This is a genomic window from Albidovulum sp. (assembly GCF_049646345.1).
GTDB lineage: Bacteria > Pseudomonadota > Alphaproteobacteria > Rhodobacterales > Rhodobacteraceae > Albidovulum.
The window spans coordinates 1-15,920 of sequence record NZ_JBARVQ010000012.1 but is presented as its reverse complement, the minus strand read 5'-3'; the positions used below and the strand labels follow the sequence as shown (position 1 = coordinate 15,920).

Genomic DNA, 15,920 nt, shown 5'->3' with positions numbered 1-15,920 from the left:
GAGATGACCGGGATCGTGTCCTTCCTTCTCGGCGATGGTGCCAGCTATGTGACCGGCCAGTGCTTTACCGCTGATGGTGGCTGGACGTCGAAATGACCAGCTACGACCTGTCCGAAGACGAGCAACTTCTGATCGAGGCTGTCTCGCGCTTCATCGAAGATCGCGTGCGCCCGAATGTCACCGAATTGGAACGCCAAGGGGCATACCCGGATGCGCTGGTGGCAGATATGAAGGCACTAGGCCTGTTTGGAATGGCCGTGCCCGAGGCTTACGGCGGCTTGGGTCTTCGGGTCTCAGCGGTGGCTGGGATGATGGAGGTGCTGGCCCGTGGTTGGACGACTCTGGCTGCTTATGTCAACAGCCACAGCACGGTTGCATATGCTATTGCCACCTACGGCACGGAAGAGCAGAAGGCGCGGTATTTGCCGGGCCTTGCCAGTGGCCAGCATCGCGGCTCGCTCTGCCTTAGCGAACCTAGCGCGGGATCGGATCTGCAGGCGATCCAGGGGGCTGCGGTGCCTCAAGCGAATGGCTATGCTCTGACGGCCTCCAAGACGTATGTAACGAACGGGGGTAGGGCGACACTGTTCCTCACGCTCGCACGCCTGCCGCAGGCTGGCGGGGGCGCACGACCGCGCTTCGGACTGTTCCTGGTAGAGCGGTCGCGGCCCGGTGTCAGCCAGACAACGATTTTCCACAAGACCGCTTTCGGGCTCGTCGATACAGTGCAGATCGAGATGGATGCGGTGCCACTTGCAGCCACTGACCTGCTGGGCGGGGGAGAAGGCAGGGGCTTTGCCCAGTTGATGGAAACGCTGGAAATTGGACGCATCGCTATTGCGGCAAGTGCGGTGGGCCTCGCGGCCAATGCCCTTTCCGAGGCGAAACGCTACGCGGCCGAGCGCTTGGCTTTTGGTGTGCCGATCGACCAACACCAGGCGATCCAGTTGAAGCTAGCCAACATGGCTACGCGGCTGGTTACCGCACGGCTGGTCACACGCGAGGCGGCAAGGATCAAGGAAAGTGGTGGACGCTGCGACATGATCTCTGCGATGGCAAAGATGCACGCGTCGGACGAGGCCTTGGCAATCGCGCATGAGGCAGTAGTGGTTCATGGCGGCGCCGGTTATATCCAAGATTATGCTGTCGAGCGGCTCAACCGCGAGGCACTGCTCTACACGATTGGCGAGGGCACCAACGACATCAACCGCCTGGTGATTGCGCGCCGGATGCAGGGTGACGAAGAAATGGCTTATCTGGGGCTGCTGCCATGACCACGGTTTGCCTGACCTTCGATTTCGATGCGGTCTCGCTTTGGGTCAGCACTTTCCGCCAAACCTCGGCGACGCCAGTGTCGCGCGGGGAATATGGTGCAAACGTGGGCCTGAGCCGTGTGCTTGACCTTCTGCGCGAAAAGGGGGCCCAAGCCACGTTCTTCGTGCCGGCCCATACGGCAGCGTCCTATCCCGAGCAGACACGCCGCATTCTGGTTGAGGGGCACGAGATCGGCGCACATGGCTATTGCCATGAAAGCCCGATCGGCGTTGATGCGGCCGAAGAGGCCCGACTGCTGGATGCCGCCATTGCCAAACTGCAGGGCGTGCTTGGCGCCAGTTTCCGCCCCGTGGGATACCGCTCACCTGCCTGGGACCTGTCATCGGATTCTGTCGCAATCCTAATCGAGCGTGGCTTTCTATATGACAGCAGCATGATGGCCGACGACTTCACCCCCTATCGCGCCCGACAGGGCGACCGGGTGGACGAAGACCTTTTTGTTCCCGGCCGCACCACGCCCCTGATCGAGATGCCTGTCGCATGGGAGCTGGATGACTTTCCCTATTTCACCTTCACCAACCGACCACTCTTTGGCGTGATGCAGTCGACCGAGCATGTCCTGAACTGCTGGCGCGAGGAGTTTGACTATTGCCACCATCACATTACGGACGGTGTCTTCACGCTGACAATGCACCCACAGATCATCGGCCGCGGGCCACGCATCGAGATTTTGTCGCGCCTGATCGACCACATGCAGGCGCAACCCGACGTCCATTTCAGCACGCTTGAAGCCGAGGCGCGGCGCCGAAACGACCGGCTGCCCGTGCCCCTCTGATCCCAACCAAGAATCGAACGCATGACTCTAGCCACCCAATCCACCCGAAACGTCTTTGCCGCGCTGGCGCAGTCGGTCGAACGCGGACCGGATCGCCCCGCCATCGTGTTCGGCGGCGAAACCCTAAGTTATGCCCAGCTTCTTTCTCTGGTCGAGGGGACAGCACTGCATCTGCGTAGCTACGGCTTGGGTCAAGGATCGGTCTTTGCCGCTTACAGCCCGAACCGGCCCGAACTGATCCTGTGTTATTACGCGGCGGCGCGGATCGGTGCTGTATTCGTGCCGGTGAACCCGAACCTCACGCCGTCCGAGGTTGCCTATACCTACCGCCACAGCGGTGCAGCGCTGCTCTTTTGCGACGCGTCAATCGCCGAGGTCGCGGCCGCGGCCGTGCCGGATGGCCGGGCGATCCCTCTCGACGTGCTGCGCAGCCCGCCCCCCGCCATCGCGCCGATGCCCCCTGCCGGCGTCCGCCCGGAGGATGATTTCCTGGTCATCTATACCTCGGGCACCACGGGCACGCCCAAGGCCATTGTCCTGGACCACGCGGCCCAGACCGCCGGTCCCCGTGCGTTGGCCGGGATGTGGGACGTGACGGACAGGGACACCACGCTGGTCGCACTGCCACTGGGTTATCTCTATGGCCTGTCCACCGCAGCCGCCGTTGGGTTGCAGACGGGTGGCAGGGTCTTCATCCTGCCCCGCTTTCATCCTCGCGACGTGCTTGAGGCGTTCGTCGCCCATCGTGTCACCGTTTATCACGGCGTACCGACGATGTTCTCGATGATGCTGGAGTATTGCGAGCAACGCGACCTGACTTTCGACCTGTCTCATGTGCGCGTCATGGTGTCGGCGGGCGCGCCTCTGGCAGCAGAGATCCGCCAGCGGTTCAGTGCCCGCTTCGGCGCTGACCTGCAGAACTACTATGCCATGACGGAATCCACCCCGGTATTCGGACGGTTGGCGACGGACCCGCACCCGCTGCCCGAAGGCGCGGTTGGCAAGGCGGCCCCGGGTCTGAAGGTGCGGATCGTGCGGTCCGATGGCTCCGACTGCGAAACGGGGGAAGAGGGCGAAATCCTGGTCCGCGCCGCCGCTACGATGCGTCGCTACCTCAACGCGCCGGAACTGACCGCCAGCGCCTTCATGGGCGATCTGTACCGCACCGGCGACCTGGGCCGCCGCGACAGCGACGGCAACTACTTCGTCACAGGCCGCATCAAGGATATCATCATCCGCGGCGGCGCCAATATCTCGCCCTCCGAGGTAGAAGAGGCTTTGAGTAGCCACCCCGCCGTTCAGGATGTGGCCGTGGTGGGCGCGCCGGACCGGATCTTCGGCGAGGTGCCGGTTGCCTTCATCGTAACTCGGGCGGAGTCTTCCGTGACGGCCGAGGCACTTGAGAGCCATGCCGCGCGCACGCTGTCGGACTTCAAGGTGCCGCGACGGTATATCTTCGAATCCAGTCTGCCGATCGGGAAGACGGGCAAGATCGACAAGGCCGATCTGGCGCGGCGGCTGGCCGCAGAACGGCAGAAGTGACCGGCCATGCGCAGCGACGAATACGAACGCCTGGACGGCCTGACGCTGGCAGAAATGCAGCGGCGAGGCGAGGTGGCCGCAGTCGAGCTGATGGAATGCGCGCTGCAACTGGCCGAAGCTCGTAATCCACCACTGAACGCACTGTGCTATCTGCGTGGTGACGAGGCGATTGACAGGGCGCGGGTCGCGGTACCAAGGGGCCGGTTCGGCGCGCTGCCCTTCCTGCTCAAGGATTCCGGCCTAGCCTCGACCTTCCTACCCTCCTCGATCGGCTCACGGCTGTTCGCAGGCATGACCTCGACGATCGACGCAACCTTGCAGACCCGGTTCATGGCCGACGGCCTTCTGCCCTTTGGGCGCACGACGGTGCCGGAATTCTGCATGGCGCCCACCACCGAAGCTGTGCAGAATGGCGGCCCCACGCGAAACCCCTGGGACCGAGCGCGGTCCAGCGGCGGGTCCAGCGGCGGCGCCGCGGTGGCCGTGGCCACTGGCATAGTGCCAATCGCGCATGGCAGCGACGGCGGCGGTTCGATCCGCATTCCGGCGGCGTGCTGTGGGGTCTACGGGTTGAAACCATCGCGTGGTCTAGTGCCCTATGGCCCGCAGCGCGGCGAGGGCTGGGGCGGGCTGGCGGTGGACGGGGTGCTGACCCGCACCGTGCGCGACACCGCAGCCGCCCTGGACGGAATAGCTGGGATGGAGCTCGGCCAGCCCTACGCCGCCCCTGCACGGCCCGACTCCTACCTGGCGCGGCTCGACCTACCGTTCGACCGCCCGCTACGCATCGCCGCATGGACAGAGGCTTGGGACGGCATCGCGATCGATTCCGAATGCCTGGCTGCCGTGGATCGCGCAGAAAAGGTTCTGGTTAGCCTAGGCCATGAGTTGACGTGGCAGGCACCGCCGCCGATCAAGTACCCGGCCTTCGTTGGCGCCATCATTGACGTGATGTGTGCCAGCGTGGCCATGACTGTGAACGGCTTTCTGCTGAACAAGTCCGCCCCCGACCTGCGCGAACTGCTGGAGCCGGCGATCTTGGACGCCTATTATCGCGGCACCCGCCTGGGTGCAGAGGCCTACGCGCTGGCGATCGCCCGGTTCCACGGCATCGCGCGGCAGATGGCGCAGTACATGCAGGATTGCGACGTGATCCTGACACCCACGCTGACGCAGCTGCCGGTTCCACTGGGTACCCTGTCGATGGCCAGCGACTTCGAGAGCTTCCGTCGCCAGGCGGGCCGCTATACCGCGTTCCTGGCGATCATAAACGCGTCAGGGCAGCCCGCCGCAAACGTGCCGCTGCACTGGACGTCGCACGGATTGCCGGTGGGGGTGCAGTTGATCGGCCAATTCGGTGCCGAGGATACCGTGCTACGGTTGTCGGCGCAGATAGAACGCGCGGCGCCCTGGATTCAGCGGTATACGGTGCTTCTCGACTAGGCCCGGCAGCCGTCAAGGATGATACTGGTGAAATGGTCGGCGATCTCGGCGGCCGACAGACCCTTGTTCTTCTTGAACCAAACATGGGTCTGGTTGCACATTCCGACGATACCGCTGGAGATCACGGCGGCGGGTATATCCTTGAACAACCCAGCTTTGACTCCTGCCGTATAGGTGTCGCGGAAATTGCGGTCGAAGGTACGCTTGCGCTCGGCCACCGTTGCCTGCTGCGCTTCGGTCAGTTCGGACTGGTCGCGGAAGAAGATCGCGGTCCATTCGGCACGGTCCATCACGTTCAGGGCATGTTGCCGGATCAGCGCTGCCAGTTTCTGATCGGGGGGGATGTCCTGACTGACGATCACCTGCATGTCGGCAAGCCAAGCCTCGTGGATGCGGTTGAAGATTTCCCAGAGAACTTGGTTCTTGTTCTTGAAGTAATAGTAGACGACCGACTTCGTGTAGCCGAGGCTGGAGGCGATGTCGTCTATCGTCACCGCGCGGATTCCGCGTTCGGCAAACAGCCGCGCCGCGGCCGAGATGATCTCGTCCTGTACATAGGCCTGTTTCTTGGCCTTCATCTCTTCGCGAAGATTCGTTGCCATTCTAACCTTTAGGACCGAAGGGACGCAGCCAGGTCGCGGATCGGCGTGCCAACGGGAAAATTTGCGTATGTTTTCGTTCGTACTAGTAGAAATATTTCGACTTGGGAGTCAATACAGTCGTTTCAGGAGGCCGGATTCTCTCACGGAATCCGCGTATTGAACAGAATCACTATTGACTAAACTGACGCATTGGTCGAAAAACGTCCATAAGGGTATAATTGCAGCTTTTAGGGTATGGGGCAGTCCTTCTGAAGCAGGGAAGCAGGGAACCAGGCTGCAGGCCGCACGCTGTGGCAAAGGAGTTCATGATGGACAGCGGAAAAACCACCGATCGCGCAGGACAGGGCGTCGGCCCTAATGCATTGTTCTTCGACGAATTCGTAGTCGGGCAATCCTGGCTGTCGCCGCGTAGGACCATCACTGAGGCGGACATCGTCATGTTTGCAGGCATGACCGGAGACTACAACCCCGTCCACACAGATGAGGAATTCGCAAAACGCACCCCTTTCGGGACGCGCATTCTGCACGGTCCAGCGGTGTTTGCCATCGCCACTGGGCTTGAGTTTCGTCTAGGTCTCAAGGAAGGCACGGCCATCGCCTTCCTCGGCATGACCTGGGACCTGAAGGCACCAGTCAAGATCGGCGATACGATTCATGTATACCAGCGGGTCGACGCGGTTCGGCCCACCAAGAACCCGGCGCGCGGGATAGTGAACTTTTGGGTTGAGGTGCGCAACCAGCGTGACGAGGTCTGCCAGCAGGGAGAGTGGAAGGTAATGTTCCATTCCAACCATACCGGCTGAGCGGCACCGGTAGGCATTCTGGCCGCCCGCAAAGTTATCCGCTCCCAAAGCTTTGCTGGCAGCCAGAATGCGTGTCGGCTGCCATGCCGCCCGCAATTGCATTTCATGGCGGTCCAGTCACTGTCGCCCAGTTGGTGCCCCCTGGGTGTCATCATCAAGTCCATCACCGATACCGGCTATGGCACCCAGGTGGCGGAAACCTAAGAATCTTGGCTGGTCCCCGATTAAACCCGGGCTCGGGCTGAGAGGCATCAGGCCCGCTCGGACCGACCAGTGGGAGTAACGCGGCAATGACCTTAAGGCTTTGGCAGGGTACAGTCCTGCCGAGATGGCTCGACTATAATGGCCACATGACTGAGTACCGCTACCTGCAGATCTTCGGAGAGATCTCGGATGCGCTATACGGTCTGATTGGGGTCGACTTCGGGAATGCAGCCGATGGCGCATTTTACACATTGGAAAGCCACATCCGCCATTTGAAAGAGTGCGGGCCTGGAACAAGTCTTTTCACCGAGACAGAGATCTTGGCCCACGACGACAAGCGGCTGCATCTGTTGCACCGGTTGTTCGACACGCAAGGAACTTTGTTGGCAACCGGTGAACATCTGTCGATCCACGTCCGCAGTGGCAAGGTCGCAAGCGCCGATACCGACATTCAACGGCGGATCGCTGAGATCTTCGCCAAGATGGCAGGCCGACCGCCACCTGACGCCACAGGGTCCGTGTTGAAACGACCACTGGCGAACGGACGTAAGGCGGGCTGATAATGCAGCCATCGTTTGAAGAACTCGCCCAGGTTACAACGTCACCAAGCGGCCTCGCCTGGTGACGCAGGACGAAATGGTTGCTTTCGCGTGGACATAGGATCCACAGCCGTATTTCACCGATGCCGCCGCTGACCACATCTGTGCCACCCCCGGATCAGCCAAAATCCGGCTTTGTTGCATTCCAAATTCGGCGGGCGCGGTGGAACTCGGTTTCAAAATGTCCGGTCGGCTTCATATAATATCCGCTGCGCGCCAGGAAATAGCCCCCCTTGCGGTGCAGGTCCGCCAGCCCATCCGCCATCTTCAGCGCCAAAAGGTTCGGGTTCAGGATCGGGACCGGCGATGGTATGCCGCCCTCCATCAGGTATTCTTGGTAGATAGCGGCGATGATCGTGCAGCCCATGATCACTGTCTCGGCCCCGAATTTCGCCGCCGCTTCCTGAGACCTGGTCACCACGTCGCTCGCGACTGCAGCACGGTCGTGGATCATATCCTTGACGAACCAGTCAATCGCATCGACCCCGCGCATCGTGGCGCCCTGCGCGTTCAACCGGGCCTCGTCGTAGATGTAGGGTACGGCCTTGCGGTGGTCCGTCAAGACCATGGTGGAATGTCCGAAGTTTGCCGCCATCTGGAACGAGGCTTCCAGCGGACCGACGACTGGAATGTCCACAAGTTCACGCGCGACGCGAACACCCGGATCATAGAGGCAGCCCACGATCACGGCGTCATAGCCCACCTCTTCGGACCGCATCACCTCTTCGAACAGCGACTGCTCGATCATGTGCTTGTTGTAGTAGAAGTCGATGTCGGGCGGGCAATTCGTTAGATGGGTCACATCCATAACGGTGCCCTCGGCGCAATAATGCGTCAGGGTTCTACGGATCACCTCATCATATGCGGTCGATCCGAAAGGGTTGATGAAGTTGATCTTGCTCATAGCGTACCTCCGGTAGGATCAGGTGTTGTAGCTGCCGGGCAGCCAGTTCCAGACGCGACGCCAGTCCTTTGGTAGTCGCCTGAACCGCTCCAGGGTCAGATCGCCGATGGGCAGGTCGGTCTTGCCGTGCAGCGCCAGATCCGACAAGGCCAGCCCAAGCGCGGGCGCCATCCCGAAACCATGCCCCGCCGACGACACCGCGACCAGTCCGGCGGGCGAGTCGAAGGGGTGGATCAAGGTGATCTGATCGGGTGTCACATCTATCACACCGGCCCAAGAGCGCAGCATTTGCGCGTTCTGCAGGGTCGGGAAGACCTCGAACAGGCGGCGCGCGATGTTTCGTACAATCGGGGTGGTTGGTTTTGCCATGTCGTTCGCCACCTCGGCCCCCAGCCATTCGTGCGGGCCGCCATTGACGTGGATGTTTCCACGCCGGGTCTGGCGGATAGCAAGGCCGTGGCCAACGACGGCCTGCTCGAACAGCGGCGGTACCGGCGCGGTCACGAAGGCTTCCAGTCGGACAGGGGCCACCGGAAAATCTATGCCTATCGGCTCAAGCAGGCGGGCGTTGTGGGCCGCCGCGCACAGCACCACGGCCCCGGCGTGAATTTCGCCTTGCGGGGTGCGCAACCCCTTGATGCGCCCGCCATCCGTCAGGATCTCCAGAACAGGGGTGTATTCGCGGATCTCGCCGCCGAGATCCTGAAAGGCCCAGCCGAAGGCCTGTGATGTGCGCTGCGGGTTGGCGTGACCTGAGCGGTCGGTGTAGATTCCGCCCAGCGTGTCGGGGGTCAGCGCTGGCAACAGTTCGCGGCAGGCCTTGGCATCGATAAACTCGAAATCGATGCCCGTGGTGCGGAAGCTTTGATACGAGGCCTTCAGCTCTTCGTATTCCCGCGGGGTGATCGCGGCCCAGAGGCGGCCTTTTTGCGTCCATTCCGTCGGATAACCCAGATCGTCGTCCAGACTGTCCCAAAGGGTTTCGGCGACCTGGGCAAGCCGGGATTCCCCAGGCGTTTCGCCGCGCAAGCTCAGGAAACCCGTCGCCCGAGACGAGGCCTCGTAGGCGGTGGCGCCCTTGTCCAGCACCAGAACCCGAGCCCCGGCCCGACGTGCACGCCAGGCGGTTGCAAGCCCGACAATGCCTGCACCGACGACGATGATGTCAAAACGCTCCATCGCTTGTCCCTATTCCGGATCCTCTGCGCTCATGGTGTCAGTCGATTGCGGTCTCTGGTGCGTGCAGCCAGTAGGACCACTTCTCGCGTGTGTCGTATGTGTCGTCGTCGGCCGCCAGCAGGGCAAGATCGACCGGGCGAACCGGGAAACGGTAACTACCCGGCCGTATCGACTCCATTCCCATGCCGAAGTGCAGTGACAAGAGCAGCGCCGCCTCATCGCGGCAACGTTTGCCCTGGCAATGGCCCATGCCCACCCGGGTCATGCGTTTCAGAAAGTCCTGATGGACGTACGTGGCGGCGCCCCCCGGTCCGCTCACGGGCGATTTCGGCTGGCGCAGGCCAGCTTGCAAATAGGCCGGTGGCGCCAGACCCAGGAAGGCATCACGCGAGACGCTTTCGCACTTGCACAGCGTCACCGCTCCGCCGCCGGTGATGTACAGCGCCTCGATCCAGCGACGCAGATAGGTGCCCTGGTCGACGAGGGCTTCCGGAGCCGGCTGCGCTGTGCCCATCGGACCGCCCTCATCCATGGCAGCGAGGACAGCCTCGGCATCCCTGCCGCCCGTGGCAAAGCCCGAAAGCCAGAACACTTTTTCCAGGCTGGTGCGCCCGGTCGCATCAGTTTCGGGCAGCCAGTACCCCAAACCAGAATCGAACCGCATCCGGCAGCCCATGGCGGCCGGAAGTTCGATATTCGGCAGGGTGCCGATGGCCAGGCAGAGGCTGTCGCAGTCCAGCAATGTTTCTGTGCGTCCTGTTAGGGCGCACAGCCGGGCGCCCGTCACCGCAACCTTTCCCTCGGCCGCCAGAAGGACGGTGTCGAAATGCACCGGCACGCCAAGGGCCGCGACTTCGTCGTGGGCCGTATGGCCCGCGACAAAATCGACGCCTGGTTCGATCATGCCAACGATCCCGACCCCGCGCGCGAGGGCTCGCTTGACGAAATCGACGGCGCGCTGCGAGGTGCCCAGAACCACCGTCCGTTCGCCCTCGTAGCACTGGTAGAGGTCCAGGAAGGCCATCCCCGCCTTGACACCGAACACGCCCGGAAGTTCTGCCCCTCGGAACGACGGCACGAAGTCGCGCACGCCGGTTGCCAGGATCAGAACGTCATGCTCCAGCAGATCATTGCCGTCCGCGCCCACCAGGCCGACCCTCGGATGGCCGACGTGGCGGCTGTTCGGCCCATCCTGGAACGCCCCCCAGGCGATGGTCCCGACCCGGACGTCGATACCCTCTTCGAAACAGGCGACGATCTGCGGGTTGGCCTCTAGCACGACCTGCGCGATGGCATTGGCGTTTGTCAGCGCGGCGGGCAGGGCCGCGCCATAGAACCAAGGGGCGTCAAACGACATCTGGCCCATGGTCTGCGGATGCTCGTCCACCAGCGTCACGTGATGACCGGCCGCCTGCGCCTTCAGCGCAATGTCGCAGCCTGCGCCGCTGGCCCCTATGACTGTCACACGAAGGGGCACCCGGAGGGACATCGCACTTACTCCTCGGTCAGGCGGGCTACCCGCTCCATGGTCTCGGCGTATTCCATGATCATCTCATAGATAACCGACTTAACGGTGGTGGGCTCCTTTACACGGCCTACGATCTGGCCGGCAGAATAGGTCATCCAGTCCTTACGGCGGGCCCGTTCGACGCGACGGAACGGTTCGCCCGAAAGGATAGATTGCAGCGGTACCTGCTTCAGCGGTGCGGGCGCATCAGTGCGCAGCCAGGCCTCGGTGTATTTGCTGCGGACGGCGCGGCAAGGCTTGCCGGTGTAGCCGAGCGTAATCACCGCATCCTCGGGTGTCGCGTCATATATCACCTCGCGCAAGTCAGGCGAAAGCTCGCTTTCTGTTGTGCCAAGCCAGATCGACCCGCACCAGACCCCTTCGGCGCCGAGGGCAAGCGCGGCAGCCATCTGCCGGCCGCGGCCGATTCCGCCTGCGGCCAGAACCGGCACAGGCGCCACGGCGTCCACAACCTCGGGCCAAAGCACCATAGAGGTAATCTGGCCGGTATGCCCGCCGGCCTCGCTGCCTTGCGCAATGACAATGTCGGCGCCAGCGGCAACCTGCTTTTGCGCCTGCCGGACGCTCCCGACAATGCCGCCGAATTTGATGCCTTGGTCTTTGACCCGCCGGATCACATGGTCCGGCGCCACGCCCAAGGCGCTGACGACCAGCTTGATCGGGTGCCTCAGTGCAACGTCCAGCAGAGCCTCGCTGACCTCGGGGCTGAAGCTGAGATTGCGGGCGTAATCCGCATACCAGCCCTTCACCTCGTCCTCGGGCAAGGGCGGAATGCCTTCGGCGTCCAGAAGACTGTTAATGAAATCCACGTTTTCCTTGGGCAAGATCTCTCTTGGGCTTTCCTTGAAATCGACCGCGGTCGAGGTCGACGAGAACACCATGTCTACGCCATAGGGCCGCCCGCCGATGTGGTCGTCGATCCATCTCAGTTCCTGCTCGAGGTGTTCGGGCGTCATCCAGGCGGCACCGAGCACTCCCAAACCGCCCGCTTTGGACGTAGCCACAACAACATCCCGACAGTGGCTGAAAGCAAAGATCGGCGCCTCGATGCCGAACATCCCGGTGGCTGCTGTCTTCATTTTTTGCCTCCATCGACCAAAACTGACTTGACAGGCATTTTTCGTACCGTCAAGTATATTTACCTGTCTCACGCGACAGAAGTCAAGGTGAAGTGGGCATCGGATCTATGAAAAAGGCATTTGACTTTATCGTTGTGGGGGCCGGCTCGGCTGGCTGCGCCGTGGCCGCTCGTTTGAGCGAGCGACCGGGTCTGGAAGTGCTATTGATCGAGGCGGGCCCCGATGCGAATCCGTGGACCATTCGCATGCCACTCGCGGTGGACCGGCTTCTGAACGGAACCACTTACAACTGGCAGTTTGGGTCCGAACCGGAACCGGGACTGCAGGGCCGCGCGGTGGCCCATCCGCGCGGCCGGGTGGTGGGGGGGTCTTCCGCGATCAATGGCATGGTCTACACCCGTGGTCACCCTCTGGACTTCGACGACTGGCGCGACCGGTACGGTTGCACGGGCTGGGGCTATGCCGATGTGCTGCCGTACTTCCGCCGAATGGAAACCGCGCCCGGCGGCAGCTCGCGCTATCGCGGCGGCGACGGACCTCTGAAGGTCACCCGGCCCGACCCGGACAGCAACCCACTGAATGCGGCCTTCATCGCGGCGGGGCGGGAACTAGGGCATCCGGTCACAGACGATTACAACGGTCCGAAGCAGGAAGGCTTTGCCGTGGGTGAGCAATCCATTTTGCGGGGGGAACGCCGAAGCACCGCCGTTTCTTACCTGACATCCGAGGTTCGGCGCCGACCCAACCTAACCATACTGCCCGATTGTTTGGTCGAGCGGATCGACCTCGAAGGCAAAGAGGCCGTGGGCGTCACCGTCCGTGTACAAGGCGCAGCACGTGCGATCCGCGCACGCCGCGAGGTGATCCTGTCGGCAGGAGCAATCGGCTCGCCACATCTTCTGATGCTTTCGGGCATTGGGCCGGGCTCGGTGCTCAAGGCGGCCGAGATTCCGGTGGTGCTGGACCGGCCTGCCGTGGGCCGAAACCTGCAGGATCATCCGGATCTGGTGATCCAATTCGGATGCCGTCAACCGGTCACGTTGCAACGTTACACCTCCGGACTTGGCCGGATCGTGACCGGCGTGAAATGGTTCGCCATGCGGCGTGGCGTGGCGGCCAGCAACCAGTTCGAGGTTGCGGCCTATCTCAGAACCCGCAGCGGCCTACGCAAGCCGAACATCAAGCTGGAGTTCTTTCCGTTGGCGATTTCGCACGCCGACTACCAACCCTATCCGCAGGAAGCGTTCCAGATTCATATGACGCTGATGGACTCGGCCGCGCGCGGAGAGGTTTCGCTGCGATCGGCCGACGCAGCTACAGCGCCGGTGCTGCGCTTCAACTACCTGAACAGCGACACCGATATGCAGACCTTCCGTGAGGCCGTGGCGCTGACGCGCCGACTTGTTCAAGCGTCGGCTTTCGCACCCTTTGCCGGGCCTGAGATGGACCCCGGCGCCGAGGTCCAAAGCGATGCTGCACTAAACGACTGGATTAGATCGCGCGTCTCGACCGCGTATCACCCTTCTTGCACTTGCCGCATGGGCGCCGCCGACGATCCTCAGGCGGTTGTCGCCCCCGATCTCCGGGTTTACGGGATAGCAGGGCTGCGGGTGGCGGATGCCTCGGTCATGCCGCACATCGTTGCGGCCAACACCAATGCGACGACGATCATGATCGGGGAACGGGCGGCCGACCTTGCTTTGGACCGGCCGCAGCTTCCACCGGATCGTGCGCCCTACTGGACAGGGCCAGGACACAGCCCGTCCGGCGCCGAATGACCAGACGTTCACTGGGAAAATCCTGTACGTGCCAATAATCGGACTGAACGATGTTTTCCCGGAGAAGAAGTGTCCGAACCCACAAAGGAGCTAGAGTCTATCACATGTCAACGACGATCCGGCTAACCGGAACGAGGTAGCACGGACTGCACCGCTCGACCGGCGGAGCGCGAAGCGGAAGGATATTGACAAATGGCCAAAACGGAAGCCTACGACTTCATCATCATCGGGGCCGGCTCCGCCGGCAGTGTGCTGGCCAACCGTCTTAGCGCCGATCCGGCGAACCAGATCCTGCTGCTGGAGGCCGGTGGGCCTGACCGCCGTTGGGATTTCCGAATTCAGATGCCAGCGGCACTGGTTTATCCACTGCAAAGCAAGACTTACAATTGGCAGTTCGAATCCGAGCCGGTCGCCCAACTGAACGGGCGCCGGATCGCATTCTTTCGCGGCAAGGCGCTTGGCGGGTCGTCGACCATCAACGGCATGGTCTATGTCCGTGGAAATCCGGGCGACTTCGACCACTGGGCCGAGCAGCCGGGATTGGAGCACTGGTCGTATCGCAACTGCCTGCCCTATTTCCGCCGGTCCGAGACTTATTCAGGCGGAGGTGATGCCTATCGAGGCGACAGCGGACCACTCCATGTCAGTCGGGGCGTTCCGGAAAGCCAACTGTACCAAATGTTCCTTGCTGCGGCGCTAGAAGCTGGCCATCCGGCCACAGAAGATGTCAATGGCTATCGGCAGGAAGGCTTTGGCTATTTTGACGCTACCATCCACGAAGGACGTCGCGAAAGCGCTTCACGTGCATATCTGCATCCGGCGATGAAGTCGCGGGCCAACCTGACAGTGGTGACGGGCGCCATGGTCGACAGCATCGACCTGCAAAACGGGCGGACCACCTCGGTCTCATACGTGAGCGAGGGGAAGGCGCGCAGGGCCCATATCGATCAGGAGGTCATCCTGGCGGCGGGGGCCATCCAGTCTCCACAATTGCTGATGCTGTCAGGGATCGGCCCGGCCGAAGAGCTGCGGCGCCATGGCATAGCTGTTCGCCACGACCTGCGCGGCGTCGGACAGAACCTGGCGGACCATCTGGAGTGGATTGTCTCGTACAAGTGCACCAAGCCGCTGTCCTATTTCGAGGCAACCAAACCCCTGCGCCAGGCAGCCATTGGGGCGCGCTGGCTGGCTACGGGCACGGGTCTGGGCGCGTCAAACTTCTTCGAGGCAGGTGGCTTTCTGAAATCCTTCGACCACAAGCCCTATCCCGATGTGCACCTCCATTTCGTGGGCCTGGCCGCAGAATATAGCGGCCGACTTTCTGCGCCGGGACACAGCTATCAGGTTCATCTCAGCCCCGGGCTCCCGGAAAGCCGGGGCTGGATCACGCTGCGCTCGAATCGGCCCGGCGACGCACCGGTTATCCAGCCCAACTACCTGACCGCCGAGCGCGACTGGGTCGAGGCCCGGCAGGCGATCCGCAAATCGCACGAGATAATGGAGCAGCCTGCCCTGGCGGATGTGCGGGGCGAGCAGATCCTTCCCGGCCGGGCTCTGGAAAGCGACGACGCTCTGGACACCTACATTCGCCAGCATGCCGAGACCGGGTACCACTACGCCGGCACCTGCCGGATGGGTCTCGACGCTGATGCCGTGGTTGATGACCAATTGCGGGTGCACGGGGTGCGCGGGCTGCGCGTGGTAGATGCCTCGGTCATGCCGCGGCCCACGAACGGGAACACCAATGCACCGACTATCATGATCGCCGAGAAGGCGGCTGACATGATCCTGGGCCAGACCCCGCTGCCATTGTCGGACGCCCCGGTCCATCGTGGCTAACCGCGGGATCGCCCGAAACGCTCAATCAAACCAGAATCTGCGAGGACGAAATGCAGCTGCAACCAAAGGCTTCTCACTTTATCGACGGTGAATATGTTGAAGATACGGCTGGCTCACCTCTGGACGTGATCTTTCCTGCAACGGGCGAAGTGGTGGCTCGCTTGCACACTGCGACACCGGACTGGGACTGTTGCATTAACCGCCCAATCTGGCCAAGGTCCATCTTTTGAGGTCGATCATGCGCCGGAAATCACCCTTCAAGCATCACCGTTTTCCAAGCGAGATCATCCTTTGCGCGGTGCGGTGGTAT

13 protein-coding genes are annotated in these 15,920 nt (G+C 62.3%); 8 read left to right on the top strand and 5 right to left on the bottom strand.

All coding sequences use genetic code 11. The annotated features are described in order from the left end of the window. The first annotated feature begins 92 nt into the window (after positions 1 to 92). From WBB85_RS00295 to WBB85_RS00280, 4 genes are read left to right on the top strand one after another with little or no spacing between them, the layout of a single operon-like run. A complete protein-coding gene (locus tag WBB85_RS00295) occupies positions 93 to 1,274 on the top strand; it encodes an acyl-CoA dehydrogenase family protein (RefSeq protein WP_432636624.1) in 1,182 nt (393 codons plus the stop codon). Next, a complete protein-coding gene (locus tag WBB85_RS00290) occupies positions 1,271 to 2,110 on the top strand; it encodes a polysaccharide deacetylase family protein (RefSeq protein ID WP_432636623.1) in 840 nt (279 codons plus the stop codon). Before WBB85_RS00295 ends, WBB85_RS00290 begins: the two co-directional genes overlap by 4 nt. A 21-nt stretch (positions 2,111 to 2,131) precedes the next feature. Continuing rightward, on the top strand, positions 2,132 to 3,652 hold the full coding sequence (locus WBB85_RS00285) for a class I adenylate-forming enzyme family protein (RefSeq protein ID WP_432636622.1): 1,521 nt from the start codon (positions 2,132 to 2,134) through the stop codon (positions 3,650 to 3,652). A gap of 6 nt (positions 3,653 to 3,658) precedes the next feature. Beyond that, on the top strand, positions 3,659 to 5,095 hold the full coding sequence (locus tag WBB85_RS00280) for an amidase (RefSeq protein WP_432636621.1): 1,437 nt from the start codon (positions 3,659 to 3,661) through the stop codon (positions 5,093 to 5,095). Here WBB85_RS00280 and WBB85_RS00275 read toward each other — a convergent pair. Further along, on the bottom strand, positions 5,092 to 5,697 hold the full coding sequence (locus WBB85_RS00275; RefSeq protein WP_432636620.1) for a TetR/AcrR family transcriptional regulator: 606 nt from the start codon (positions 5,695 to 5,697) through the stop codon (positions 5,092 to 5,094). The genes WBB85_RS00280 and WBB85_RS00275 overlap by 4 nt on opposite strands. Positions 5,698 to 6,005: 308 nt before the next feature. Between WBB85_RS00275 and WBB85_RS00270 the strand changes: the two genes are divergently transcribed. After that, complete coding sequence (locus WBB85_RS00270; RefSeq protein ID WP_432636619.1) at positions 6,006 to 6,500, top strand: MaoC/PaaZ C-terminal domain-containing protein; 495 nt, start codon at positions 6,006 to 6,008, stop codon at positions 6,498 to 6,500. A 290-nt stretch (positions 6,501 to 6,790) separates the two neighbouring features. After that, on the top strand, positions 6,791 to 7,264 hold the full coding sequence (locus tag WBB85_RS00265) for a thioesterase family protein (protein ID WP_432636618.1): 474 nt from the start codon (positions 6,791 to 6,793) through the stop codon (positions 7,262 to 7,264). A 157-nt stretch (positions 7,265 to 7,421) separates the two neighbouring features. On the opposite strand, the gene WBB85_RS00260 is transcribed toward WBB85_RS00265, so the two are convergent. Genes WBB85_RS00260 through WBB85_RS00245 form a run of 4 tightly spaced genes read right to left on the bottom strand, consistent with a single transcriptional unit; the run spans position 7,422 to position 11,972 of the window. Continuing rightward, positions 7,422 to 8,207, bottom strand: coding sequence for an aspartate/glutamate racemase family protein (locus WBB85_RS00260; protein WP_432636617.1), 786 nt, complete (start codon positions 8,205 to 8,207; stop codon positions 7,422 to 7,424). 18 nt (positions 8,208 to 8,225) lie between these two features. Next, a complete protein-coding gene (locus tag WBB85_RS00255) occupies positions 8,226 to 9,386 on the bottom strand; it encodes an NAD(P)/FAD-dependent oxidoreductase (protein ID WP_432636616.1) in 1,161 nt (386 codons plus the stop codon). A gap of 37 nt (positions 9,387 to 9,423) precedes the next feature. Next, entirely contained in the window at positions 9,424 to 10,875 is a 1,452-nt protein-coding gene (locus tag WBB85_RS00250; RefSeq protein ID WP_432636615.1) for an FAD-dependent oxidoreductase, read from the bottom strand. 5 nt (positions 10,876 to 10,880) lie between these two features. Next, positions 10,881 to 11,972: an NAD(P)H-dependent flavin oxidoreductase gene (locus WBB85_RS00245; protein WP_432636614.1), complete on the bottom strand. Its 1,092-nt coding sequence runs from the start codon at positions 11,970 to 11,972 to the stop codon at positions 10,881 to 10,883. A 128-nt stretch (positions 11,973 to 12,100) separates the two neighbouring features. Here WBB85_RS00245 and WBB85_RS00240 point away from each other — a divergent pair, with 128 nt between their 5' ends. After that, positions 12,101 to 13,771 (top strand): choline dehydrogenase, encoded by a 1,671-nt coding sequence (locus WBB85_RS00240; protein WP_432636613.1) that lies wholly within the window; start codon positions 12,101 to 12,103, stop codon positions 13,769 to 13,771. A gap of 192 nt (positions 13,772 to 13,963) precedes the next feature. Continuing rightward, positions 13,964 to 15,610, top strand: coding sequence for a choline dehydrogenase (locus WBB85_RS00235; protein ID WP_432636612.1), 1,647 nt, complete (start codon positions 13,964 to 13,966; stop codon positions 15,608 to 15,610). Positions 15,611 to 15,920: the final 310 nt, after the last annotated feature.